We start from the raw sequence: 23414 nt of genomic DNA, 5'->3' as shown, positions 1-23414 counted from the left end.
TTATCATCGCTCCTGTCTGCCTTGCTGTACTTGCGCACAATCGCTTATTTTAACACTGTGAGATTCGAATTTTTGCGGTTGCGGCTGATCAAGCCCGCTACAGCTGGAACGCCAAGCACGAGATGCACAATGACATTCGCTCCGGTTGCCCACAAGAACTGTGCGAACATCTTCACTGGCGGCTCTCCGTATAAATAAATGTCCAAGACACTGGAAAATCCATATCCGATCGCCATTGCTAATGAGCCCACGATGCCCAAAAACCACAGATCAGCCTTAGCCGCACGGCCTTCATTGACATGGAAGGATGACTTCATGAAGACGAGGCCCATGCCAAGACCCGAGATTGCGGACCCTGCAACCCAAGTCCACCAGATTGTGCCCCCACCCCAGATCAGGTCTGTAATGATATGACCGATGGCACCGCTTAATAGGCCCACTACTGGACCGAACATTGCGCCAAATATCGTCAAAATAGCAATGGCTGGACGCAATGCCGTCTGCGTAAATACAGGAATCGATATACTTCCAAGAAGGCCATATAAGGCTGCTCCGATACCGATCGCAACAACGGTCTTCGTCGTAAAGTTGAATTTAGATTGTGACATTGTTTCTACTCCCCCCTACAAACCCGAACATTAAAGCATGGTTTGGATTATAATATACAGATAATATAATCGTTTTTCCATACTATGGATACAGGTTTTATTTTACATATTTACTTAAAATAAAGCGGTTTCTACTATAACTAGCATAAAATCATGGTTTTCATACCAATTTAATGAGGATTTATTCAAAAAATGAAGCTGCAATTTCACAGCTTCTTTAACCTAATCATTGTATTTTCACGAGTCTTTTGCTGCGCTGCAGATCAGAAATGGTTCTCGCGCCGATGCCGAACATGGCAATGCGAAGCTCAAGCTCGACTTGCATCAGCACTTCATTCACTTCTTCTTCCGAAGAGATAGCCGCTTGCAGCAGTGAACGTCCGAAGCCGACTGCATCCGCACCAAGCGCAATCGCCTTGGCCGCATCAACACCATGTCGGATCCCCCCGCTTGCCACTACCTTCATCTCTGGCAGCGCGCTGCCAACAGCCAGCACACTGTCAGCAGTTGGAATCCCCCAATCGGCAAATGCCTCTGCCGCCCGACGCTGCACAGCTTGATGGCTGCGGAACTTTTCAACCTGGCTCCAAGAGGTGCCCCCTGCTCCCGCCACATCGATAAAAGATACGCCTGCATCCGACAGCTGGCGAGCGGTATCTTCTGCGATCCCCCAGCCTACTTCCTTCACGCCAACTGGCACCGACAGCTTCCGGCATACTTCCTCGATCTTGAACAGGAGCTCGCTAAAGTCCACATCGCCTTCTGGCTGGAACACTTCTTGCAGCGCATTCAAATGCAGAATCAGCGCATTGGCTTCTACGATCTCAACTGCCTTCTCGCATTCATTGACCCCCATGCCCATATTCAGCTGTACAGCTCCGATATTGGCGAACAAGGGAATCGTAGGTGCAACATGCCTCAGCTTGAATGTAGATATCAGCGCTGGATTCTCAACAGCTGCTCTTACCGAGCCAACTCCCATTGCCCAGCCTCGCTCCTCTGCAATTGCAGCAAGACGCAAGTTAATCCGGTCTGTGCCCTCACTGCCCCCCGTCATAGAGCTGATGAGAAAAGGAGTGTCCACAGGAATACCAAACCATGAGGTGTTAAGGTCGATATCATCAAAATTCAACTCAGGCAAAGCCTGATGCACGAAACGATACCGTTCAAGTCCAGTCGTCACGCCTGATGCCTGTACCGTTTCTTCTAAGCAGATCCGTATATGGTCTGCTTTCCTGCGCTCAGTCTGATTCGCTTGATGACTGGCATCATGCTTTATTGAAGCATTCTCTTCATGCTGCGGCAATCTTGTCTCTCCTTTCCTTGTCAGTCAGTGTCTTCGTCTCTCCATCGGACAATGCTGACCATTCGTTGTATGTAAATGATGGTTAACAGCATGTAATTAATCTCAGCATAGCATATCATAGGATTGCCTGTGATATGAAGCATAGTTTGTCCAAATCGTAGCAGGATGTTGAACAAGAATATCTGGCTCTCATCGTGTCTGCCCTGTATCTGGTTCAGCTCCAAGATCGTAATGCAAGCTCCACATCAGCCAACAAAATGATGGTTTTGTCCAGAAGATAGGCGGGCATCAAAAAAGCCTCCCTCGCCAATGGAAGTTAATCCATTGAAGAAGGAGGCTATCTATAGATGATTTCTCAGATAGCTTTCCTATTGCCAAATCCTATTGCTGAATACAACTCTCCCGAAAATGCTGCGCTTCCCATATCCCGTTCTAGCTATCCTTTGGATGAAGGAGAAGGGTTCTGCTGCTTGCCAAAGATCTCTTCCTTAAGCCGCTTGCCTGTCGGTGTTGCAGCCAAGCCTCCGAGCGCCGTTTCCCGCAGAGCAGTAGGCATCGTCTGGCCAATACGGAACATGGCCTCAATTACTTCGTCACACGGAATAGTGCTTGTTATGCCGGCAAGCGCCATATCTGCTGCGACCATAGCAACCGCAGCTCCCATCGCATTGCGTTTCACGCATGGCACTTCAACAAGGCCAGCTACCGGATCACACACAAGGCCAAGCAAATTCTTGAGCGCGATAGCCATTGCATGGGCGGATTGCTGCGGTGTTCCTCCCGCCAGCGCAACAATTGCAGCAGCTGCCATCCCTGCTGCTGATCCGACTTCAGCTTGGCAGCCGCCTGCTGCTCCACTGATCGATGCATTATTGGCCACCACGAAGCCAAAGGCTCCTGAGGTGAACAAATAGTCAATCATCTGTTCGCGCGTCGGATTGAGCTTATCCTTTAGTCCAAACAGCGCGCCTGGCACGACGCCTGCTGACCCCGCTGTAGGTGTCGCGCAGATCATTCCCATCGCGGCATTGACCTCATTCGTGGCAACAGCCTTGCTTACAGCATCCAGGATAGTATCCCCGCTCAATCCCTTGCCTTGAGCAATATATTGATTCAGCTTCACCGCATCGCCGCCGGTTAGGCCAGAATGAGATTGAACGCCTTGGAGGCCGCGTTCAACGGCCTGCTCCATCACATCCAGATTCCGCCCCATCTGCTCCCTTATCTGCTCACGGGTTCTGCCTGTAACCCGAACTTCCTGTTCCACCATAATCTCAGCAATTGAACAGGACTGCTGCTCTGCAAGCGCCACGAGTTCTGCAACATTTCGAAACATGTAAGCGCTCCCTCCTTTACTCACGACCTTTAGTTCCACCATCATCATGTTGAACGTCTATAAACAAGATATACATTCAGCCATTATAGCTGCCCATTCGTCTTCTGCACCATTTACGCCCTTCTTCTGTGCCCTTAAGCTACTCAATACGAGCTTAACAGCACGATATTAGGCATTAATCTTAGTCTTCCATACGAAGCACACGCTCTACCCCTGGAAGCACCCGAATCTGGGACAAAATCGATTCATCCATGATATCATCGGTCTCAATGACCATCAGCGCCATCTTTCCTTTTTCCTTGCGGGATACGCGCATATTGCCAATGTTCACTCTTTGTTTGCTAAGAATCTCCGTTACGCTAGCGATAACCCCATAGCGGTCGTGATTGACGACCAAGATGGCTGGACTCTGTCCCGACAGATTCAGTTGAAAGCCGTTCAATTCAGCGATCTCCACCTTGCCTCCGCCAATAGAGATGCCTACTACCTCCATCTCATCGGCGCCATCCATCATGCGAATACGAGCGGTGTTCGGATGCTCAGGCACAGCTTCTTCCGTCGTAATCTCAATCTCAACGCCCGCTTCTTCAGCATACTTAGGCGCTTCCGGCAACCTTGGATCATTCGTGTCGTAATCCAAAATCCCTGCGATCAAGGCAACATCTGTCGCATGTCCTTTATACGTCTCAGCAAACGATCCATACAGTGAAATATGCACCTTTTTTGGCTGTCGCCCAAAAATGCTGCGTGCAAGACGACCGATCTTCGCCGCGCCTGCGGTATGCGAGCTTGAGGGTCCCACCATAATCGGCCCAATAATATCGAATACACTGCGGTACTTCATCCGCTTACGCCCCCATCCCTTAATATTCCACAACAGCTTCGCTCATTCTTACCTATTGTACGCTAGAAACTGTCCACTTACCAAAGACATTTTTAAGTAAAGCATGCGAAATAATTGAAGGAAAGTCAAGACTCCAACCACCTATTTTCATGCAGAAAAAAGAAGACAATTGCCCTTTTGAACAAACGGACAATTGTCTCCCTATAATAGACAAAATATGAAGCATTAACCTTACAGTAATGGCGACAACAGCCTTGCTGCTGATTCCAAAAAGCGTATGCGCATCTTCCGCTGCAAAAACTGCTCTTCTTGAATGCGCGTTGCAGAATGCAGATCCCGCTCAAAGTCTTGAATGAGACGATCTACACTCTCAGTGCGAACGAGCAAGGTATTCACCTCGAAGTTCAAGTAGAAGCTTCGCATATCCATATTGGTTGTTCCGATCGTGGCCATCTCTCCATCGACAATTACGAGCTTGGAGTGCAAAAATCCTTTTTCGTACTCGTAGATCTTCACCCCTGCTTCAATTAAGCCTGGAAAGTAGGAGTGAGAGGCTAAAAACGGTATCCATTTGTCCGGCTTCGCAGGGAACAGCACCTTAACCTCGATGCCCGATAAGGCAGCCACCTTCAGCGCCGTGAAGATGTCCTCATCGGGAATGAAATAAGGGGTCGCCATCCAGATCGACTTCTTGGCAGAGGTCAGCATGGAGAAAAACAGATTCTTCATCGTCTGGAACTCCTGATCGGGTCCACTCGGAATAATCTGCACCGCTCCCTTGTGCTCCCGATCCGGGGCAATGCCAACAAAATATCTGGAGCCAATCACATGCTCCTTCGTCAGGTAGCGCCAGTCCTGCAAAAAGATCATTTGCAGCGTCTGTACCGCCTCGCCGCGAACAAGCATATGCGTATCGCGCCAGAAGCCGTATGTCTTGCTGCGGCTCAGGTATTCATCGCCTACATTCAAGCCGCCCATAAAAGCAATGGAGCCATCCACAACGACAATCTTGCGATGGTTGCGGTAATTGACCTGATTGGAGAACATGCGAAGCTTAACAGGTCCAAAAGCCGCGACCTTGACGCCAGCATTGCGCATCTCCTCAAGGAATGGCTTCTTTAAGTGAATGCTGCCTACCGCATCATACATGAAGCGAACCTCAACCCCAGCTCTTGCCTTATCCATGAGAATGCGCTGGATGTCTCTTCCGATCTCATCATCACGATAAATATAATATTCCATATGAATATGATGCTTTGCCTTCTCAAGCTCATTGAGAAGGGCGGAGAACGTCTCCTGCCCATTCGTCAGAACAACGGTCTCTGAATTAAAGGTGACAGGACAGCGGCTCATCCGCTGTGTCAGCTTAAGCATTAATAATTGGTCCTCGGTATACGTTGTAAGCTCGGGATGACTGGGCAATGTATCCTTGCTTACAAAGGCATAGCTCGCCTTATCCCGCCTTTTCTTCTTATCAAAGGAGCGACGCTTGTAATAATTTTGACCGAACAAAATATAAAACACAAAGCCCGCTACCGGCACCAGCGCCAATACAAGAATCCACGCCATCGTGCTGGAGGGATGACGGTTCTCCATAAAGATAATGATGGCGATCGTAATGACCGCGAGACTCGTCATGACACTAAGCACCCAAGTAATGGACTTGCCAAACGTGTCATTCACGTAGTAACCGAGCAACATGAGCAAGATAACAAAAATGCTTACCTGGACCGCTCTTCTCATGATTTGTTTCCTCTCTCCCCTAGAACTGTATCGCTGTAATCCAATGGCTGACGAAACGTGAAGGAACATCGCGGCATGGACCTACTCTTTGTCTATCTTGTCCATACATATATCGGTTCGTATATATCCTTGCCCTAATGTTGATTCTATTACCATCCACCTGCCGGCAAGGATGCTGTATGCTGGTCTTCAGAATGTTATACCCATTAGACCGCAGAATGAAGCGTGTTCCCTTCGTGATCATCGGCAAAAACAGAGAAACGCCCTTGCACCCCGGTTAGGAGTGAAAAGCGTTTCTGCATTATAACATGTATTCACAGCATATGAACAGACTGGAAAAGCCATTTCATCAAGCACTGCCGCCATCAAGTGAATGTCCTGCCGTTCTATACATAGACTTCATGCTTGTTTGCATCTAGATATCCAGAACTTGAGCTTTTACACTTGATCCTTGATCGTGAATTTTTTTTCTTGCGCTTGAATGACAGTGCCAGCCTTGATGTCGTGCTTGTCTGTCAACAAAATGCGAACCTCAAACGGCCCTGTTGACTCTGATGGCGTCTTGGCCCCATCCGTCTGGCTCTGTTGTTTGTCTGTATCCGAATCAGCAGATGTATCTGCTTGCTCGGATGAATTCAAGGGGTCCGCTTCTTCGTTCTGATCCCCTTGATCCGATGCTTTACCTTGCCTACCGGCCTCAGAAGCGTCTCCTTGCTGCTCGTCAGCGCCTTCAAGCGGATTTTGCTCAAGAGAAGGCTCGCGCTTTAGGATCGCAAGCGTTTGCTGAGCAGACCCTGGGTCCAAAATGATGGACTCCGGCGTAAAGCCGTCAGCTTCTGTCTGGCTTGCAAAGAAAAAGGTTAAAACGGTCACTTCCTTCTCAGCTCCATCGACCGGAGTCCGAATGACTCCAGTTGTTACTGGCGTTGACGAGACAGGAATCTCCGGCTTCACGTTAGTGGTTTGGTCGCCCTGCCCGATAGGCGGATTCGCTTCCTTCTTGCCATCTGCCCCCATAATGCCCGTTGCTTGAAGGGCTAGCAGCGCCCCCCCAACAACGATTATAATCGCCACGAGCGAGAACAAAGCTCGCTTGTTACGCGCTAACAGGCGCATGAGCGGCGAAGACAGCTCTACCTTCGCTTTTTGGTAAACGGGTCCAAGTACCGAGCTTGTCTCAAAGTAATGCTTGCGATACGTGCGATGCTTAAAAGCTTCCCGGTCATACTTTTTAAAATAATTCAGCAAAGCTGCAGCGTACGCAGGAGACGGCTTCTTCGAGCGGACAAAGTCATGATGATCTTCAGACCATTGGAAGAACTGATAAATGACTTCTTTGTTCTTCGCGCTCTGATGCAAAAACTGGAGCAATGCACCGTACTCCACTTGTCTGGATTCGGTATCGCGATAGAAGGCCAGCACAAGTCGAGCAAACTGCCCTTCGCTTAGCTCCTGTTGAAGCAATCGCAGTCCGATCTGCTGTGTCTCCTCTAGTTCCTCTTGCGACAAGCGCTCAAACACAAACACCTCAGGCGCAGATGCATGGAACCAATCATATAAGGCCACCATCTTCTCCGCCTTCGATTGGACATGATCATCGAAGCGGCGGGCCCATTGGATGAACTGCTTCGGCTGCTGCAAGAAGCCAATCTGCAGCAGCTCTTGCTTCGAGATCCGCTTAAGATCCGATTCCAAGAGCAAGAAGCAGTTCACCGCATATATCAGCGTATCCATCAGCTCCGAATCCGCTAGTTCGATTTCCTCATCCCGTCCCCGAGGAAGGCGGTGAAGCTGCTCAAGAATGGCATTCGCGATCTTGACAGGCTCATTCTCCTTGCGAAGCTTCTGAATGAGGGCTTCCTGGGCCATCGCTCTGAAAGAAGCAAGCTTCAGCACTTGGGTATGACGCGTTCCCCAATCACATACGAGATCAACGATATCGCCAGCTCGCGGGGCTTCTTGGAACTGCTTCGCCACATAGGGCTCAAATAAGGATTGAGCAAGTCCTCGGTTCAAGACGGTATCAAAAAAGACTCGGCTTAGCTCCGGATGGCTGGCCACAATGGCATAATAGCGCAAAGACAACGCATGGTTGCTCTGTACTGCCGCTTGATGTATCGAATGAATGAACAGCGGAATAAGCTGCGCTTTCCCGCGTTCTGTCACCTGCTCTTGGTATAAGTAATCCTTAAAGCCATCCAGCAAGTCTGGTTCTGGCAGCGTACCTTGCTTCACATTCTCCAGCTCAAGCTCCTCTAGTCTTGCAAATAGCGCATGCAGACGCTGCTTCGCAGTCGTCATCTCCCCTTGGGCCATATGGCCGAGCAATGCCCGGAGTACAGGCTGCTTATGCTCTTCATACAGCGTATAATCGCCTTGTTCCAATTGATAGAAGATCGAAAGCTCATGATAGCTTATAAGGGCAATCTGCTTATGCTGTTCTGTGCCTATAAGAAGCTGATCAGCATAGCGGTAGAACGCCTCAAGCGCATCTATATCATTCAGATGCTTCCAAGCAAACTCCAAATACGGCTGGTGCTCCAGCTCGATATCGACGTTCATCATTCGCCCTGCGGCCAGATCAAAGATGTATTCTCGCTCAATATTGCGATCATTCGCACGAAGGCTGCCCTTTTCCACGAACATGACATGAATGCCCTTCTTGCTCTCAGGCTCCTTGCTGTACGTCATGAAGCCCAGCATGCGGCGATAAGCATAAGGGAGGCTTTGGAACAACACCTCCAGCAACCGAGCAGCGTAAGCAGAAAGCTTGTCAATCGGCACATCCAATGCCACATAGACCTTTTTTCGGCCAGTAGCGGCATTCGTCAGCGCAAACAACAGCTGCTTAAAGATGCGCTCATCGATCTTAAGCTCGCTAAGCAGCTCTAACGGCTGTACCTGAGCGGCTGGCTTGACCGGGATGTCTCGCAGCTGAGCAAGCTCTGTTCCCTCTTCGATATCATAATGAGCTGCATAATCAGCATGCAGCCACTGACGGAAGCCGTTGACCACTTCCTCGCTGCGCTCAGCAGGAATGACATAATGATGGGTGAAGAAGGCGCTGCGAAGGCCGGTAAAGTCCTGAGCCTGATAAATGCTGCGGCCGAGCACACTAGCGCCTTGTTCCGTATGGTACAAGTGAATGGACTCAGGGTACAAGCTTCCATCCTTCTCGCCTGATGCTGTCAGCTCTGCTGGCGCATCGTAAGTACAGAATGGATGCAGCACCTTCTTGACCATATTGGGATCAAGTCCCTTTGATACTGCAACCGTGTCGTAGCCCTCATTCGTTCGGAAGATGCCGCGCCGCTCCCTTGTATACATTTGCTGTTCAATCCATGTTGAGGATGATGGGCGCATGATCAATCTCTCCCCTCAATATATTGAAGCTGGTATAGAAGCCAGATGAATGGCTCATCAACACGAATCGGACTAACCACGCCCTGCAGCTTCTGGTTCACCGGATTGCTACCAAGTGCAGATACCGCAAAGTAGGCCGCATTTGAAAAGTATACGTCCATTGTCCCTTTGAACGGACGATCCACCTTCTCAATAAACCGTCGAACCTCACCATCAATATTTTCAAATTCACTAAGATTAAAATACTTCTCATGGACAGCATTGTTGAACATGTTGCTGTTAGGCTTGATATAATCGCCGTCTTCTTCCTTCAGGAAGTTCAGCATATCGCTCTTGGTCAGCACAACGGCCGTAGGGATATCCGTCTTGCCGCTTTCCTCGTAGGCGATAAAGTCGCCAAAGAGCGTCAGCACGACATCCCTTGGCTCATCATACTGCGGCGTCCATTCGCCTGGCTGATCCCCATACTTGATACGAATCTTCTCGCGAATGGAGCGAATCTGCAGCGGATCGATCATAAACAAAATGCCCGCCGAATTCTTAATATGCTGGCCATGCAGGCCAAGATAATCCTGATCCACCATGCCTTCGCCGGCAACATCAAAGAATACCAGCGTCAGCGGAGGCTTCAATTCATCCCGGAACACGAACTGGAAGATGAACGGCTCCTGCATCTTCTCCTTCTGAGTGGAGGCAAGCAGGTCTCCACGCTCGAACAGCGGTTCCTCATACATCGTTCGGAACTTGCGGCTGATCTCCGTCGTGAGCGGCATGCAGGCTGCATCGAACCGATCCGCAGTCATATGCTGAAGCGTATGGATGAGCGAGGTCATGTAGACCGACTTGCCGACCTGAGAAGCGCCCACAATGGAGATGATATTGCTTGGCACCTTGCCTGCTGTCACTGGAAGCTCATTGTGGCAATGCGGGCAAAGCCGCTTCCTTGTTGTCACCCCGTAACGATCATGCAAAGCTACCAGCACATGATCCGAATAGATGCGATGCTCCTCAGGGATATCCTGTGGACGCAATACGGCTTCCATCTCATAGACCGTATCGAGACCGAACCGATCCCGATACCGATTCAGCGCCTCGTCTTCTTGCAGCGCATAATCCTCATCATCCTCCCGAGAGTGAGCCGCACGAAATACGACTTCCTCGGGGGAGAACTTGTTGAAGCAATAAGGACATACAATATCGTAAAACAAAGGCTTAGGCGCCTCATCTTTTTTTCGTTTAAACAAATCAAATAGTCCCACCATGTTCCCTCCTTATTCCGGTATCAGCTCAAAGAGCTGACCGTAATGGCGGCCATCTGTAAAGAAAAGACGAATCATCTCGTCCTTTCCAATCTCGATTGCGGGAAGCACTGTACGCCCTGGCGGGAAATCCTCGACAAAGGGGTATAAGGTGCCATCCTCGAGACGAGCTGGAGGCCCGCCCTGCTTTTTGACATAGCATAGAACGTCCTTGGCAAGCGGCACCTCGCTCATGACTTGAATCTGGACCGTCTTATGCTTCTTGAACAAGCCGGATTTGTACTGGATCGAATAATAGATCTTAGCCTTCGCGCCGCGAACCGTGTGCTGATTAGAGCCTTCTTGCTGGCGATACAAGATCGTCTCGCCAGCAGACAGCTCCGTTACGTAAATGGTGTATCGTACCGCGCCGATATCCTCCAGGCGTTCATGATAGCCATTATTCGCCTTGTACTCGTCCTTCGTGTACAGCTTCATGCCTTGCAAAGACGCCGGCTCATCATGGGGCAGGTCAGCCCGTGTCTTATGAACATAGACGGCCTCTACCTCAGCCGGCCATAACCACTGCAAGGTGCAGCGATTATCGTTGACCTTACCTGCCAACCCCCGAATCTGACGGGACTCTAGCGCTTGATTGTCGATTCTCATCGTGTGTGCCCCCTACCTGTTGAATCCTCTGCTTGTCCGATCCTTGTCAGGCTGATCAAAGGCTTGAGCAGCTGACCCTTGACGACCTGGACGCGCGGATCTTGAGTAGGATTTCACGCCATGCTCCTTGATTGGTACAACCATCGTAAACAAGGAGATAATCAGCGCTAGAATAAGGGCTGCCAGCAGTCGAATCATTCCATCTAGCCAAGGCGATCCGCTTAAGCCGAACTCCAGCAGACAGCCAGCAAGGAGTCCTGCTGCCGCTCCGCCGATGGCAAAGCTTTTTGCCAAGTAGCGGTTGTCGAACATGATCCCGAGCGCAAGGCCGATCAATGTGCCAATAAGCGTAAGCGCCACGATGCGCAATATCATATACAGACTGCTGCTCTCAAGCGTGCCTGTCCGTTCGGTCAGCAGGGTACGCTCCCCAACGGTATTGTAGATTTGCTGGAAGACCAAGGACAGGTCCTTTGCCTCCTCTACATCGTAATACTGCCCGCCCGTACGGCCAGCAATTGTCTCCAAGAGCCGCGTGCCCGATGGATCAACCAAGCTGAGCCCAACGGTATGGACGGCAATGCGCTGATCGATATAATCGCTTAGCGTCTTATCTACATCCACATCACTAACGCCGTCTGACAGCAAGATCACAAGCGTGCCTTTCGTGCTCTCCTGCCGAATCAGCTGCATAGCCTGATTAAGGGCGCCTTCAATGTTCGTTCCATCCTCTGTAGGCTCAAGCGCATCAATCTTCTCATAGATGGCTAGCTTCGTATCCTGGTCATGAGCCTTGACGAAGGGCTGAATCACTTCAGCCTCATTGCCAAATGAAATGACCGATACTTGCTTTGCCGAATCCATCTGGCCAATCAAGCTCTTGGCTGCCGCGTAGCGCGCATTATCAGGGTCCGTCTGTCTCATGCTGCCAGAATTATCAATGACAAATACGATATTGCGGACCTGGCGCTGCCCGCCCATGTCAACCTCATATAGAAACTCAAGCGCCGCCCCTGCAACAAGCAGCAGCACGAGCGTAGCTGGAATCCATAGCTTCCAAGAGGTGCCCATATACATTTGACGCCACGACGCGCCGTTAAGCCTTGGAGAGATCATCTCCGCCAGCAGACAGCCAAGCCCAATGCACAGTGCCAAGATTCCAAAATACAAACCCACATTCACAATCTGAGGGGTCTTATCTTCTAATTGATGAAGAAGAATCTCGCCGAGGACATAGCCGAGCGCTCCTCCAAGCAAGCTGAACAGCACGAGCAGGCCATTAATTTTACGCTGCATAACGTATGCCTCCTTTCTCCCCTAGTACAAATTTGTCTACTCTCTATTTGCATGCAACACTGCTTCGGTTCAACAAGGTCAACAAGATCAACAAGATCAACAAGGTCAACAAGATCAAGCCTATTCTAGCTCAGGCAGCATGCTCGGATCGAGTCCATGCAAGACATAGCCATGCTCCTGATAGGAATCATAGTACACTTTGCCATTGCGATAGAATAATAGGTCTTTTAGTTGGAAGCCGCCCATGAGATTCAGCTTCTCCACACCGCTCTTTCGATTCTCGTGTACGGCGCCAAGCTTGTAGATGCGGCTCGTCTCATCTGCTTGTATCGCAAATCGCACGAATTCACTGCGCGTATCGCCGAAGAAATATTTCTCTTCATAGCGATGCTTATGCGTATAGTCCAGCAAACGAATCCGAATGCCGGCATGATCTTCCAATGTGCGATACAGCTTCTTGAACAGATCGTCCTTTGCAAGCACTTCTTTGTTGTGGTATTCAACGGCAACGTTTGCCCGCTGCAGCAGTTCCTCTTCGAATGCCAGCTTGAAGGGCTGCTGCGTCAGAATCTCCTGCTCACATACTTGAACCAGTCGCTTCAACAGCTGATCAGGCCCAGCATTCAGAAGTGCCGCAACATCTCCAACATAACGCTCTTCGAAAAAAGCATAGGCGCCCCGCTTCTTCTCGAAGTCCTCCATCGCAGCGGCGGTCACCAACTCATAATAAGCCATTAGATTCTGGCCAATATAATCATCTGCTTGGCGGATGCTGTCTTGAGCGGCCTCCTTGATCATTTGTCGAAGCTCCTCCATCTGCCGCACCTGATGCTTGTATGTCGTGTGTATATGAATCAGCGCACGCTCATACCGCTTTAGAAGAGCAAGCTCTGCTTCCCTTCTCACCATCTCAAGCTTCTTCAAATATACCGTATCAAAAAATGCACGAATGAAGCTGCGTATATTGTGCTTGTCCATCAAGGGGAGACGCTGGAAGGACAGATCTTCAACACGGAGCTGATAAAGCTCTTCAAGCTCCCCTTGCAGCGATACAAGCTCCCTGCTCTTATCCCGTTGCAGGCTTTGCAGCTCTCCCATAACCCCTTCATGATCAATGTGTTCATCACTCCACACATGCAAGTGATAGAAGCTGACCTCGGGAGATCGCGCGAGCCTTGCAGCCTGATCGCGAGTAAGCTCAGACTCAATATCGACTTGTCCGAGTATCCGCTCTGCCTCGCGCTCTACATTTTCTCTGAAATAAAGAGCGCAGCCTTGCCCAAACAAGGCCTCTTCCGCTTCTGCCAACGTCATTCGCTTCAAAGCGCCATAGCTGATCGAATGCGTCATCAACCCATTCATATGCTCGATCGCACTAGAATCAGGCAGCAAAGCCAGCACAGATGCTGTATCCTGCATCGTGTCAACGCCAAGCAGTGAGAGCTTTTCCTGTACGCTTCGATCAATCGGCTGCGACATTCTTTGCTCAAGTCCGCAGAAGAAATGATAGAGCACCGTAAGCGCAATGGATCGATTCGGCCGCTTTACTTTCGAGAAACCAGCGGATACATAGCCCTGCACACCCGATTCATTCAGCAAGTTATTTTTGAATGAGGTGTTATTGTATGAACTTGCGCCACGATTGATATCAGGCCCATCCTCTTTCAGTCTTCGGTTTTTTAGAAGCGCAATATGCGAGATCAATTCTGCATCGTCCTCTGCGTCCGAACCAAGGGTTATTCCTCGCTCATCCTTATCCGACAGGACATATACGAGGTCAAAAAGGGCTCTGCTCTCATGCTTCACTGGGATAGCAATGCCATCCTCTGTCATATGCAGCAGCGCCTCAAACGAATAATCCGAGCTTTGCATCTGTTCCAGCTCGCGAATAAAGGCCATGCCGACTGCGCTCGTATAGCCAAATGACTCGATCTGATCCCGCTCACGAATGAGCACGTGCAGATCCATTTGCACCGATTTGAAGGATTGGCCGAATATGGCGCTTGCGAGTACGGAAAGCTCTGGCAAGAACACATTAAGCGGGTCATCGACCCGCGTAATGACATGAAGATGAATGCGATCAAAGGATGCATACAGTCTTCCATATTCCGCTATGTTCATGCTGACCTGACGCAAGGCGCGGTTCAGTTGATACAGATGCGATGCATCTTGCCTCAATTCCTGGTACAAGTCATGACGATAGGTCTTGCTCTTCTCCTGCTCCGCCTGCACCTGCAGTGCTATGCGAGTATAGCGCGATGAGCGTGCCAAGTTGTTATGCTCCGCATCGTGAGATGGCTGGTGTTCAAAGCCATCCCGAGATGCTTCGTATGCTGAGTGATTCGCCGCAGGATGTCTATCTACCACCGTATGCTGCCGTTCTGTCCCGATCTGGACATACATGACACCGGCGCTGTTCTCCCACAGCCGATGATGAATGTCCATCATCGGCTGTATCAGAGATGCGGTCTTATCTCCAATGAAGAGATAGACGGAAGGATAATGAATGCTGCTCTGGTCATCATCGTGCCCGGTTAGCTTGTCTTCCTCGTATGCATATTGTGCTGCGAATCGTTCCAGTAGCGTCCTCATGATTATCTCAACTTTCTGCGAATGGCATGGAGCTTCGAGGTAACCTCATTGTAGAAGCGATATGCATCCTCTCCATACTCAAGCTCAATCTTCTCATATTCCAAGCGGTCGCGAGCCTCAAGGAATGTCTCATACATGTCGCCAAGGCGATCCAGCAGCACCGATACATCTTCTGATGCCGTGAGTTCGCTGTCCCGGCGGCTAGCCTTGCGCATCAAGGTGCTGCGACGCTTCTCGTCCAGTTCCCTGAAGACCTGGAACACCTCGTATTCAACAAAGTCACGGCTCTTCATCACGTTCGCGAATGGCTCCCATGCCTCTTCCTCTTCGTCTTTGTCGTAGACAAAGAGAGCGCCCTTCTTCGTGATCGTTGCCGTGTACAAGGCCTCGATAAATTGATCCAGCACCTTCTCTTCATCCTGATGCTGGCCAAGCAAATGCTCAAGCTCTGCTACCTTCGCAGCAATAGCCTCATACTTGCCAAGCTCCTGGCGCATGCGATCAATGCCCTTCGGTGTGCGGATCAGGTTCTCCTTGGCCATCTCTTCATTGATGCTGCCGAAGATATCCTTGGTCTCAGCAGACTCAAGCCCTTCTGCCAACAAGCGCTTCATATCGATTACAGCACGCTTCACCTCGCCAAGGTTCGGCTTGGCCGTGTGAAGGGAGAGGTCATAGCCCTCCAAGAAGGCTGCGAGATCAAATGGCTTCGTTGTCGTCAGCGCATAGCGGTTGCTGGTGTTCTCATCAATGTGCTTCTCTACTACAACCTTGTATTGCAGCGCCTTCTTAAATTCATCACGCACGCGTGCATTGTAACGCTGAACACGTTCATTCAGATACGTGTCACCCCACGACTTCTCTGGGATTGGAGAAGGCAGGTAGGTCCAGTTCTCGCGTTCTGTTTGAACAAGATGGCGGCCAATGCCCTCCTTGTCCAGAATCGTGCGCTCATAGCTCTCTTCATACACTTTAAGCGGCGTATACACGAAGAGCGGTACGCCATTCTTCGTATTGAGCCAGAAGATTCGGTTCTTGACTTGGCTTTCCTTGATCGTAAAGTTCGACTTGCCGATTGCATTATTCTGATAGTTCTTGATCCCCTTCAAGATGCTTGGCGCCTGCACCGGCACCGACACGAAGCCCCAGGATGGGAAGTGCAGGTTGCCTGCGCTGTTGCTCAGGTGGAATACCGCTACAGCTTCGTCATCCAGCTTGCTTGCGATCTTGCGTTCAACAAACTTCTCAAGTGGTTCCTCATCGCCATATTTCATAATGAGGAATTCTTCCATCGATTGCGTGATCAGATCACCAAACTTCTCGGTCAGGAATTCGGAAATAGAGCTTACAATATCAATCTCCTGCTCCTTCACCCACTGGTTCGAGTGGTTCAAGAGCTCAAGCGTAAAGTCGCGAATGAGATCATCGACTTCCTTCTGCTCCATCACCTTGGAGATGACCTTCGCTACATCCGGAACGCTGACAATGTTCCAGTAGTACGTCTTGTTGCCTTTATGATCAAGCTCTTCATCTCCGTTAATGAGAATGTCGCCATTCTTCTCGAAGATGCCGTTCAGTGCATTTAGAATCTCTGTAAATACGCTATAAATGCGGTTGTTCTCGCTGTTCAGGAGCTGATATAGATCTTCGTAGAACTCGATCATCTGCTCGGTTCGTTCCACATCGGCACGCAGCCAGTATTCGTTGATCTTGGCTTCAATATAGAAGTTCTTCTTCTTATCCTTCGACACAAAGGCGCTCTTCGCATCGCCAAGACGCTGATCCGCTTGGTCGGCAGCCGCTTCGATATCTCGTGGAATGCGATGAAGGCTCTCGCGCAGCGTCTCGATATAAGAGAGCAGCATTTTAAGAATACAGAAGCCTTTCTCCGTATGGATCATGCGGGACACATAGAATGGCCCTTGTTCTGGATGAAGGAACATGCGGCGAAGCTGATCGGCGAACTGATCCATGATCTCGCCAGGAAGCTGCTTCTTCATCTTAATGTATTCTTCACGGGCACGAGTTAGGAAGCCCTGCTCAAGCTCGGTATCCATATTCACGACTTGCATCTTCACAACGTTGCTGTAGGATAAGCGCTCGCTGTTCTCAAAGCCCGGCAGCGGTTCAGGCACACGGGATTCGAACGTCTTAATCATCGTATCCAGATCAAGTCCCAGCTTGCGCACAAACTTCTCGACATCCTCTTGGGACGGCGCCTTGACGAACATCTTCTCCATCTTGTTGAATAAGCGGTAGCCCAGGTATGTGGTCATCTCCTCGATCGGAAGAACGGCAGAAGATGCACCAATGATGTTGTATTCATAATTGGCTGGATACATCTTATTCATCTGTGCGATGTTCGTACGAATATTGCTGATATAATCGTGAATCGCGAATTCCTCGCCTGATTGCTTCTCTTCGCTCGCCATAAAGTTCGTAATGTTCTCTGCTGTTACGTTCATGCAGTAGTCATACGCACTTTCAAGCAGCTTGCCTTCCGTATTCGTAGCCGAAATCAGATGGCATAGATTGAACGGAGGAAGCGGTGAATTCACCGTAAGGATATTGCCATAGCGCTGCTGGAATCGCTCCCCGCGGCTATCGACGTTCATCCAGTAGTCGAGCTCCTTGAGCGCTGCGTAGCCGTTCTTCTTGATATACTCGCGCGTGTGCTCGCTTAGAGACTTGTTCGACAGGTTCACATCCGGCGTAAACAGATAGCCAAGTGTGTTAACGCGATCAATCCCAGCAGAGCCGTAGTCGCGTTCAATAATGCCGCGCACAATGTAGGAAATATCAAGGAAGCAGCCGCTTCCAGTACCGCCGGACAACCCGGTCAGCAAGAATACCATCAGCTTCTTGTTGGTTCCTACGGATAACGTCTTGATCTTCTTATCGATTGCCTGTACAACCTGATTAATCTTCGTAAAGAGCAGCAGTCGCCCAGCCTGACGAACCCCTGCGGCACCGTTCATGCCATCTGTGATGCTGAGTTCAGGGGAAAGCCAGTCCGTAATGTATGGCTCTAGGATGCGCCGATTCTGAAGCAGTCCCCCAATCTCCGCATTCGACAGCAGCACGAACTCATTGATCGGGTCGAGCCCAATCCCTTTATATCGCTTGCCTTTGTCCTGCTCATTGGTCTCAAAAGCTAGAAATTCCACGTTATTGGGCTTCTCCAGCTTCTTTTTGGACAAAGGGTCCTCAGGCAGCTTGAAGCGTCTATTGATCTGATATTTCAAACGCAGCAGCGCATCGATTCCGGTCCCCCCAAGACCGATAATTAGGATCGGGTTGTCGATCGTGTCGACCCGTATTTTCTCGCTGACAATGCCTCCGCCAAGGGAGACATCCAGCTGCTGGATATGCTCTCTTACGATTGGTTTCATATTGCTTCTCTCCTCTTATTTGAGATATTCAAGCGTAATCGTCTTGTCTACATTCGTGAGTGCAATGGTAAGGCGGTCCCCACTCTTCAGCTCAACGCCTCGGCTTGCGTCAACAGCGCGGCCCGACTTCTCGACCACGACAGGAGAGCTGTTGTGCAGGACAACACGGTCCTCGCTGCCTGGCGTGAATATCAACCCTTCCGTTTCCTTCATTTCTGGAGCCAGCTGAAGCAGCTGATGCAGACTGAATTTGCCGCGGAAGGCTGTGAGCTTCTTATATTGAGGTGAAGTCTTCTCACCGGTGTTGTCATCTCGAATCTCGATTACCATCTGGCCGACAAAGCCGCGATTAGCCTTCTTAATAGCCGCTAATATAAACATGCCTGCAATCGCAAGCAGGACAAGCGCAATGCCTGCTGCTATCCACACCCATGTCGGCACAGCAGGCTCTTCTATTGAAGCCGAACCGCCTCCGGCCCCTGCCTTGCCGCTCACCGTCACCGGTGCAGTCTCTCGGTAGAAGCTATCGCCTTCGGCACGCACAACCAGCTCATAGTCGTGCTTGTCGCTTACCTTGAATGTGCCGCCGAAGTAGTCGCCTTTTAGATCAAGCTTCACCTCTGACGTATCTCCTGTATCCAGATCCTTCACCTTCAAGACGGCGTTCATATCCGGGTACAGCTCATCGCTTGGCAGCTTCGTACCGTTGCTCGCTAGATACGCCTTGATGTCCACCTTGTCGCCAGGCTTTAAGTTCTTTGAGGGAATGTCCTCCAGAATAAGGGCCAAGTCATAGTTGAATACAAGGCTGATATCGATCTTATCCTTCGGCACGCCCTTGACCTGAAGCGTCCATTTCCCTTCAGCAGGCTGCAAGAGCTTCACAAGAGAATAGCTCTTCGAACGCGACAGCAGCACTTCACTAGAAGGAACCGTTACTTCCTTGCCTGTTGGATCTTTCAAGCGAACGTCAACGGGCTGGCTCGACATTAATGAGATGTTGGCTTCCTTCACATTGCTGTTGGGAACATCGATCACCACATCCTGATAGTCGCCATTCGCTGTAATGGTATCAACGGGTACGACCTTCAGCTTCTGGTGGCTCGCAAAGATCTCACTCAAGATTCGCGGAAGATCCTCAGCAGATGAAGTGACGAAGGATTTGCCCCCTGTACGGTTCGATAAATCTTCGAGTGTGGATGCGTTGAGCTGTCCATCCGCATTGAGCCCCACCGTATAGATTGGCGCTCCGATCTTCTTCGCAGTCTCAACAGCCTCATTCAGCTCTTTATCGGATTGCTCCTGCGTCCGGCTGCCCTTGCTGTTCAGGTAGTTGTTGCCGTCTGCAAAGAGAACGATCATCGGCTCATGGCCTGAGGTTGTCCCCTGTTCGAGCACCTTAACAGCTTCATTCAGTCCAACGGCAATGTCCGTATATGGTCCGCGATTCAGGTCATCGATGAACGATTTGAGATCCTCCTTATCCTGAGGCTGGTTCATCTCTAACAGCGCTTTTTCCCGCTCAATCTTATCGGTATACGCAATCACGCCAACTTTGTCCCCTGTAGGCGACAGCATATCGACGAACATCTTCATCGCTTCATTGCCGATCTTATTCACATCACTTGTGCTCATGGAGTTGCTGACATCAAGCACCAGCATGGCATCAATGTTCGGGTCCTGTGCTTGTCCTGCCGCTTGGGCCTTCGGTGCCCAGCCTGCTGGCGGAAGCAGCAATAGGGCAGCCATCCATATCATAAGGATAGGAAAGTATATGCTTCGAGTGTTTCGATTTGCCATTGGTTGTACTCCTTTGATCTAATCTGAGATAATAACTCTAGTTTATAAGATATTGTCGAACCTATGGTTATCTATCAAGCTATCATCTTTTTATATTATAGTTTAGGTATAAAGCCTTACTTCCATTTTCGCAACTTTACACATTCTACCATTTGTATTATAAAACAGAAACGTAATTACATTCTATGACAAGAACCTTATAAAAAGATTAAAATGATGTCGATTGCTTGGATAATACGCTACATTAAGAGTGAAAGATTCACCATTTTACTGAAAAAGGCATATTTATCTTGCCGCCTACCAAGTTATTCCACAATAACTCTAGCATTTAACATTTACACGCATAGAAAGGATATTCCTATGATTACGTACGTTTGCATCGGTATATTGTTGCTTTTTCTTGGATATCTCTGCATCCGGGCCCTGACCATCCATAAGCATACTCCGCTGCCCGATGACTTGGACAAGCAGCTGCTCCACGCCTTTAACAAGGAAGGTGATGGACGATGACGAAGAAGCAGCCCGTTACGCTACTTCCCTATCATAAGACGACCTATCGCTATCAGAAGTTAAAAATTTGCAACCATTGCCGTCAGTATACATTAATTGCAGACGAGCCTTGCCCTCACTGTGGGCGCGATCAGCTGATATCGATTGAGAAAAAAGCGGAGCAGTTGGCTCAGCGCTCAACCGCTATACATGTGCTGTTGATGATTGCTGCCGCTCTCCTTGGCATTTTGTTTGGCGAAACCTTCCTGCAGATGGGTCTCGCTGCTGCAGTAGGTGCAGCAGCTGTTGCTGTCTATGTGATCATTCGTGAACGTACAAAGTCATTCTTCGCCATGAAGGAGCTTGGCCAGCTGATCGAACGCGATGAAGCCAAGATGATCGAAGGCCTGTTCCGCAACTGGGAGGATGCCATCGAGCTGTGGAAGACCGAGCCTGTTAATACGTATGAGCGGCTGCGTGAGATCAGCACGCTTCAGCGCAGTGAGATGATTCGCATTCAACAGATTGCACTGCTCAACACCTTCATTCTTCGAAAAGACATGGAGATCGACCTTGAACCGATTATGCTCAGACACTTCGAGCCTATGCTTGCGGAGCTGATTGGCGAAGTAGCCAAGGTCAAGCGGGATGCCATCAAGGAACATGCGATCAAATACATGGTCAACTACGAGATCGAGGTGCTTGAATTGAATCAAGGCGATCAATTGCTGGCGCAGGTGGTGGGTGCTGCTGTACGCATGAGAACCTATGTAGAGGCCTACCCGAACTTTATCGCACGCTATGCCAGATATTTGCCTAAGGAGCGCTTCCTTCGCTTGTACAACATGCTGTCTCGTTCTGCTTCCTCATCTTTAGGGCATTTAACAGATGAAGTCTATCGAATCTATAAAGAACGCTATCAATGGGATGCTGACTTTCAATCCGGCAGCAAAGGGCTATGAATATGACGGTATTCCGCGCGCTCAACCCTCGGAATCTACTGCTCGTAATCTGTATGATTCTGTTGGTATTGATTGGATTCAAGGGCTACTATATTGCAAAAAAGATTGACGGCTACAACCAAGCGGAGCAGTTATATGCGAATAAGCAGTGGATTGAAGCTGAAGCAGCATATGACAAAGCTCATCGCAATCGCTGGATTCATTATAAGGAGCAGCAATTAACAGCACGGCTAACAGAGCTGGCGCCAATCGCTGAAATAAGGTCCACCCTCGAACGAATTCGACTCGAAGCAGTTCACGCAGCAGAAGAGCTTGACTTCAGCGCCTATAAGGAAATAGTTCATGAATTGCAGCAGTTTAGAGCAGCGTATATGGGGCAGAGACATCCTTTTGAACAAGAATATATAAAGATTTCAGAGCAGCTGCAGGTTTCTCCTATGATTATTAAAGGATGGAATGATTTTCGGGGACACTTTACACAGCAGATGGCTGACAATCTGGAAAATAAACAGTATGAAGAGGAGTCATTCAGGGGTTATCTGATGTCCATTCCTGACATGATATACGGCAGCAGCGAGAAGAAGACGGCTGCCATTACGGAGCAATTGAAGGCCTATGACGAACGCAAGCTCGCACAGCTTGGCGCTGCAGGTAACACGGACGCATTGCTTCAAGCCTCATTAGCCATGAGCAACAGCTACCAAGCGCTACAATTCGAAGCGCCCTGGGTTCGCCAGAAGACAGATGACATCATAGCTGAACTGCTGTCAAAGGCTGCGGATCAAGTTGACTACGCCATGTACATCCATTTGGCTAAGCAGTATGAACAGCATCTAACCAGCCTGCAAGTGTCAGAATCAGCTGTAAAGAATGCCATTGATCGTCAAATCCAACAGTGGCTTAAACAGGGAGGCCGGCTTGTACAGGCTGGAGAGTACGAAGATGCGATAACGCTCTATAAGAGCCTTGCGGCATACACAGATACCTCAGAGCTGTTGAAGCAAGCTCAGCTTGAGCAGATGGCGAGCGATCCGATCCGTCTGCTTCAGCAATTGGACCATAGCGTCTCTTATGAGCATGTGATGGGTGGAAAGAACCGCTTTGGCGGCAAGTTATATGCAGCAGGCATCAGCAATGGAGAACAACTTGTTGTAGCTGTATGGAGCGGCAAGGAGCACGTGAAGCGTTACCTAAGCGACCAGATTCCTGCTTCTACCCTTAAGCTCCAGCTTGAGCCTAAGCTTGGAAGCGACTCTTCACCTGCTCTGATTATAGAATCAGCATCGACCTCAAGGACATCCAAGGTCACGGCTTACCAGCTGCATTCCGATGGCTTGCGCCAGCTGCTTCAGTTCGAGGGAGATCGCTATGAGATCGTGAATAGTGATCATATCAAGGTCTATCATCCAGAAGGAAGCCGTGACGAAAAAGCAGTTGCGGACTACAAGCTCAAGGGCGGCCAATTCGAATTCGCAGGCTATGAGGAGCGTATTCTCGATATCGAGCCAGCTGAGCTTACCTCTCATCTCGGGGCAAAGGTTAGGATGAAGGTTAACATTGTGCAAGTCAACGAGCAGATGAGCTTGGCAGAAGTCGCAGAAGGACAGTATATCGGACTCGTCGGGCAGCAGCCCCAATCGACTGGCCTCATCACCGTTGTCGGACAAATGAATCAATATACGGATATCCGGCTTGATGATGCCATCATAGTCGTGCCGGTATTCGAGGTCGATAGCATCGAATAACTATCCCAAATAAGCAAAGGGCGGCGTCTGA

14 protein-coding genes are annotated in these 23414 nt (G+C 49.7%); 2 read left to right on the top strand and 12 right to left on the bottom strand.

The genetic code is table 11. The annotated features are described in order from the left end of the window. Positions 1–44: 44 nt before the first annotated feature. The 12 genes from B9Y93_RS13280 to B9Y93_RS13220 form a co-directional block, all read right to left on the bottom strand. Complete coding sequence (locus B9Y93_RS13280) at positions 45–608, bottom strand: ECF-type riboflavin transporter substrate-binding protein (RefSeq protein WP_085494894.1); 564 nt, start codon at positions 606–608, stop codon at positions 45–47. A gap of 226 nt (positions 609–834) precedes the next feature. Beyond that, positions 835–1914 (bottom strand): type 2 isopentenyl-diphosphate Delta-isomerase, encoded by a 1080-nt coding sequence (gene fni / locus B9Y93_RS13275; RefSeq protein WP_244903398.1) that lies wholly within the window; start codon positions 1912–1914, stop codon positions 835–837. Positions 1915–2350: 436 nt separating this feature from the next. Then, positions 2351–3250, bottom strand: a complete 900-nt coding sequence (gene sdaAA, locus B9Y93_RS13265; RefSeq protein WP_085494892.1) for an L-serine ammonia-lyase, iron-sulfur-dependent, subunit alpha — start codon at positions 3248–3250, stop codon at positions 2351–2353. A 181-nt stretch (positions 3251–3431) separates the two neighbouring features. Next, positions 3432–4094 (bottom strand): L-serine ammonia-lyase, iron-sulfur-dependent subunit beta, encoded by a 663-nt coding sequence (gene sdaAB / locus B9Y93_RS13260; RefSeq protein ID WP_085494891.1) that lies wholly within the window; start codon positions 4092–4094, stop codon positions 3432–3434. A gap of 231 nt (positions 4095–4325) precedes the next feature. Further along, the gene (cls, locus tag B9Y93_RS13255) at positions 4326–5837 is read right to left on the bottom strand and encodes a cardiolipin synthase (protein WP_085494890.1); all 1512 of its coding nucleotides are present in this window, start codon (positions 5835–5837) and stop codon (positions 4326–4328) included. A 438-nt stretch (positions 5838–6275) separates the two neighbouring features. Further along, a complete protein-coding gene (locus tag B9Y93_RS13250; protein ID WP_085494889.1) occupies positions 6276–9200 on the bottom strand; it encodes a GAP1-N2 domain-containing protein in 2925 nt (974 codons plus the stop codon). A 2-nt stretch (positions 9201–9202) separates the two neighbouring features. Then, on the bottom strand, positions 9203–10462 hold the full coding sequence (locus tag B9Y93_RS13245) for a hypothetical protein (RefSeq protein ID WP_176228924.1): 1260 nt from the start codon (positions 10460–10462) through the stop codon (positions 9203–9205). Between the two features lie 9 nt (positions 10463–10471). Next, positions 10472–11107, bottom strand: coding sequence for a beta-mannanase (locus B9Y93_RS13240; RefSeq protein WP_085494887.1), 636 nt, complete (start codon positions 11105–11107; stop codon positions 10472–10474). A gap of 12 nt (positions 11108–11119) precedes the next feature. Continuing rightward, positions 11120–12403: a vWA domain-containing protein gene (locus B9Y93_RS13235; RefSeq protein WP_085494886.1), complete on the bottom strand. Its 1284-nt coding sequence runs from the start codon at positions 12401–12403 to the stop codon at positions 11120–11122. A 120-nt stretch (positions 12404–12523) separates the two neighbouring features. Beyond that, the gene (locus B9Y93_RS13230) at positions 12524–14995 is read right to left on the bottom strand and encodes a transcription initiation factor TFIID (RefSeq protein ID WP_085494885.1); all 2472 of its coding nucleotides are present in this window, start codon (positions 14993–14995) and stop codon (positions 12524–12526) included. 2 nt (positions 14996–14997) lie between these two features. Continuing rightward, the gene (locus B9Y93_RS13225; RefSeq protein ID WP_085494884.1) at positions 14998–18387 is read right to left on the bottom strand and encodes a tubulin-like doman-containing protein; all 3390 of its coding nucleotides are present in this window, start codon (positions 18385–18387) and stop codon (positions 14998–15000) included. Between the two features lie 15 nt (positions 18388–18402). Further along, a complete protein-coding gene (locus B9Y93_RS13220; protein ID WP_085494883.1) occupies positions 18403–20187 on the bottom strand; it encodes a vWA domain-containing protein in 1785 nt (594 codons plus the stop codon). Between the two features lie 506 nt (positions 20188–20693). Between B9Y93_RS13220 and B9Y93_RS13210 the strand changes: the two genes are divergently transcribed. Both B9Y93_RS13210 and B9Y93_RS13205 read left to right on the top strand, forming a co-directional pair. Next, a complete protein-coding gene (locus B9Y93_RS13210; RefSeq protein WP_085494881.1) occupies positions 20694–21638 on the top strand; it encodes a hypothetical protein in 945 nt (314 codons plus the stop codon). Next, complete coding sequence (locus B9Y93_RS13205) at positions 21635–23383, top strand: hypothetical protein (RefSeq protein ID WP_176228923.1); 1749 nt, start codon at positions 21635–21637, stop codon at positions 23381–23383. Before B9Y93_RS13210 ends, B9Y93_RS13205 begins: the two co-directional genes overlap by 4 nt. Positions 23384–23414: the final 31 nt, after the last annotated feature.

The sequence above is a fragment of the Paenibacillus aquistagni genome (assembly GCF_900177815.1).
GTDB lineage: Bacteria > Bacillota > Bacilli > Paenibacillales > Paenibacillaceae > Paenibacillus_B > Paenibacillus_B aquistagni.
The sequence above is the reverse complement of the archived record's forward strand: the minus strand, read 5'-3'. Positions and strand labels throughout refer to the sequence as shown.

Bases quoted from the DNA above. Each gene is read 5' to 3' on its own strand.
- B9Y93_RS13280 (WP_085494894.1), bottom strand. From the start codon at position 608: ATGTCACAATCTAAATTCAACTTTACGACGAAGACCGTTGTTGCGATC.
- sdaAA (WP_085494892.1), bottom strand. From the start codon at position 3,250: ATGTTTCGAAATGTTGCAGAACTCGTGGCGCTTGCAGAGCAGCAGTCC.
- sdaAB (WP_085494891.1), bottom strand. From the start codon at position 4,094: ATGAAGTACCGCAGTGTATTCGATATTATTGGGCCGATTATGGTGGGA.
- cls (WP_085494890.1), bottom strand. From the start codon at position 5,837: ATGAGAAGAGCGGTCCAGGTAAGCATTTTTGTTATCTTGCTCATGTTG.
- B9Y93_RS13250 (WP_085494889.1), bottom strand. From the start codon at position 9,200: ATGCGCCCATCATCCTCAACATGGATTGAACAGCAAATGTATACAAGG.
- B9Y93_RS13245 (WP_176228924.1), bottom strand. From the start codon at position 10,462: ATGGTGGGACTATTTGATTTGTTTAAACGAAAAAAAGATGAGGCGCCT.
- B9Y93_RS13240 (WP_085494887.1), bottom strand. From the start codon at position 11,107: ATGAGAATCGACAATCAAGCGCTAGAGTCCCGTCAGATTCGGGGGTTG.
- B9Y93_RS13235 (WP_085494886.1), bottom strand. From the start codon at position 12,403: ATGCAGCGTAAAATTAATGGCCTGCTCGTGCTGTTCAGCTTGCTTGGA.
- B9Y93_RS13230 (WP_085494885.1), bottom strand. From the start codon at position 14,995: ATGAGGACGCTACTGGAACGATTCGCAGCACAATATGCATACGAGGAA.
- B9Y93_RS13225 (WP_085494884.1), bottom strand. From the start codon at position 18,387: ATGAAACCAATCGTAAGAGAGCATATCCAGCAGCTGGATGTCTCCCTT.
- B9Y93_RS13220 (WP_085494883.1), bottom strand. From the start codon at position 20,187: ATGGCAAATCGAAACACTCGAAGCATATACTTTCCTATCCTTATGATA.
- B9Y93_RS13210 (WP_085494881.1), top strand. From the start codon at position 20,694: ATGACGAAGAAGCAGCCCGTTACGCTACTTCCCTATCATAAGACGACC.
- B9Y93_RS13205 (WP_176228923.1), top strand. From the start codon at position 21,635: ATGAATATGACGGTATTCCGCGCGCTCAACCCTCGGAATCTACTGCTC.